The 2818-nt window shown below is 73.1% G+C and carries 2 protein-coding genes; both read left to right on the top strand.

What is annotated here, in order from left to right; genetic code table 11:
* The first annotated feature begins 48 nt into the window (after nucleotides 1-48).
* Nucleotides 49-732, top strand: coding sequence for a response regulator transcription factor (locus QH283_RS25365; protein WP_280505449.1), 684 nt, complete (start codon nucleotides 49-51; stop codon nucleotides 730-732).
* Nucleotides 702-2818: sensor histidine kinase (locus tag QH283_RS25360; RefSeq protein WP_280505448.1), on the top strand; the 2117-nt coding region annotated here is incomplete at its 3' end. The genes QH283_RS25365 and QH283_RS25360, both read left to right, overlap by 31 nt.

Genomic DNA, 2818 nt, shown 5'->3' with positions numbered 1-2818 from the left:
CGGCGGTTGCCACATACCGCCGGGGGGCGAGTTCTTTCGGGAGGTTCGATGCCGAGCGCAGGCAGTGCGCACGCCGCTGTGCACGCGGCACCACGCAGGATCGGCGTCGTGGAGGACCATCGCGTCACCATCGCGGGCCTGCGTCAGATCCTGGCCGAGGAGCCGAGCGTGCGCATCGTCGCCGACGCCCCGTCGGTGCCGGAACTGCTGGCGATCACCGACGATCTGGATCTGGTGATCCTGGATCTGCGGCTGCCCGACGGCTCCTCCCCCGCCACCAATGTGCAGCAGTTGCGCGCGGCGGGCATCGAGACGCTGGTGTTCACCTCCGGCGACGAGCCGTATCTGGTGCGTTCGGCGGCGCGGGCGGGCGTGCTGGGGGTCGTGCGCAAGTCCGAGCGCGACGTGTTCGTCGCCGCCGCCGTCCGTGACGCCGCGCAGGGCAAGCTCGTGCCGACCATGGACTGGGCGGCGGCCATCGACTCCGACGACAAGATCGCCGACGTCAAGCTCAGCCCCAGGCAGCGCGAGGTGCTGGCGCTGTACGCGTCCGGGGAGTCGGCGACCAGGGTGGCCGAGCTGGCCGGTGTCACCGAGGACACCGTCAACGCCTATCTCGGGCGGATCAGGCAGAAGTACGCCGAGGCGGGCCGCCCGGCCAGGACGAAGACCGAACTCTACAAGCGCGCTCTGGAGGACGGGTGGCTACCGATACCGCGCCGGTGGCGCTGAGCACCGACGAGCCGGCTCCATCCGGGCGGGCGGGTTCGCCGGAGCGGGCCGAGAACACCGCCGAGGAGCGCATCACGCGGCTGTTCGCTCGCTTCATCGGCTCGGGCTATCTGTGCTATCTGCTGCTGCTGATCCCCGACATCACCAGGGAGGCGGCGGCGCTCGCGCCGTGGTGGACGGTGTTCGCGCTGCCCGCCGTCTTCGGCCCGCCGATCGCGGCGGGACTGTTGTCGTTCCGGCGGCAGCTCGATCCGGCCCGGCACGCGGCGGCCGCCTCCGCCATCGGGTATGCCGCCGCGGCGTTCGCCTGGCCGCTCGCCTGGGACGGCACGCTGCTGACCGGTGACCAGTGGATGTCCTACATGCCGGGGCTGGCCGCGCTGGCCGCCGCGGTGGCCTGCCCGCCGGTGCCGACGCTGCTCGCGTTGGTGGTGTGCCTGGTGCCGGTGGAGCTGATCAATTACCACTGCCGGATCCCGGAACTGCGCGGTGTTCTGGTGCCGGACATGATGTTCGCGATGGCGTTCTGCCTGCTGTACGTGGCGGCGGCGCTGATGGCGATGCGCACCGGGCGGCTGCTGGATCGCACCAGGGCGCAGGCCCATGCGGCGGCGGCAGCGGCGGCGGCGACCACGGCTCGCAATGTGCAGCGCGCCCGCTACAACGCGCTCATGCACGACTGGGTGATGTCCACCCTGCTGGCCGCGGCCAGGCGCACCGACCGCGCGGAGGTGCGCAGGCAGGCCGAACTGGCCATCGCCAAGCTCGGTGAACTGGAGCCGGAGAACGTGGCGAGCTATCCGGGCCGGGCGTTGATCGCCAGCCTGCGCACCGCGGTCGCCGACGTGGACGACACCGTGCGGGTGGAGGCCACGGTGTGGGAGGGCTGCGAGGACGAGGAGTACCCGGCCGAACCGGTGCGGGTGCTCGGGGCGGCGCTGGCCGAGGCGGTGCGCAACAGCGTGCGCCACGCCGGGCCGGAGGGGCAGTGCCGGGTGCGCGCGACGCTGGCTCCCGGTCTGGTCGAGGTGATGGTGGTCGACGACGGCGTCGGTTTCGATCTCGGCGCGATCGCACCGCACCGGCTCGGCGTGCGGGTCAGCATCATCGGCCGGTTGCGCGAGCTGCCCGGCGGCGCGGTAGGCGGGCGGACCGCCCCGGGAAAAGGCACGACCGGTCGGATGGGAAGGGGGGGGGCGAGCTGTAGATCGACCGGCCCGCGCCCGTACGCGGCCCGCGCGGGTAATGGCCACGACGGTGCGGATGGCATGGCGGGGGGCGAGCTGATGAGCGACCGACCGGCGCCGGTACGCGACGCGCGCACCCTGCTCGGCATGGACACCGAGCCCGCCTGGGCGGTGGCCGCCTTCTATCTCTGCGCGCTCGCGGCGCTGGCCGTCACCTCCTGGGGTGAGCTGCCGCGGCGCTGGCCGGTGGTGCTGGCGCTGGCCATCGTCACCGCCGCAACCGTGGTCCTGCTCGCGGCGCGCGAGGACCCGTTGTCGCGGCCGCTGACCGTGGCGCTGGCGCTGTCCATCCCGCTCGGCAGCGCGCTGGTCCTGTTCAACCTGCCGCCCGACCCGGATCCGATGGCGATGACATGGCATTTCGGCGGCGGCTCGGTGACGGCGACGTTCCTGTGCGTGCGTGGCCGCTCGCCCGCGGCGTGGATCGGCCTGTGCGCCATGGTCGCGGTGTCGGCGGCATGGGCGAGCCACGCCGGGTACGGGGCAGGGCGCGGGCTGGAGATGTCGGTCATCACTTTCGGGCCGCTGCTGATGTCGACGTTCTTCGCCTACACGCTGCGTCCCGCCGCCCGGCAGATCTTCCAGCTGCACGAGGAGTCGCTGCGGCAGGCGGCGGCCGATGCCGCGGCTACGGCGGCCCTGGAAGTTCACCGCGAGCAAACCGCTGGACTCGACCGGATCGTACGGCCGATGCTCGACCGCATCGCGGGACCGGAACCGCTGGACGAGCGGGACCGCGCGGAGTGCCGTCTGGTCGAGGCGCAGCTGCGCGACAACCTGCGCGCGCCCGCGCTGTCGGTGCCGGCGATCGCCGCCGCGGCGCGCGCCGCCCGCGCCCG

It is taken from the genome of Nocardia farcinica (assembly GCF_029867845.1).
Taxonomy (GTDB): Bacteria; Actinomycetota; Actinomycetes; order Mycobacteriales; family Mycobacteriaceae; genus Nocardia; species Nocardia farcinica_A.
The sequence above is the reverse complement of the archived record's forward strand: the minus strand, read 5'-3'. Positions and strand labels throughout refer to the sequence as shown.

Coding starts and splice junctions, on each gene's coding strand:
- QH283_RS25365 (WP_280505449.1), top strand. CDS start 49: ATGCCGAGCGCAGGCAGTGCGCACGCCGCTGTGCACGCGGCACCACGC.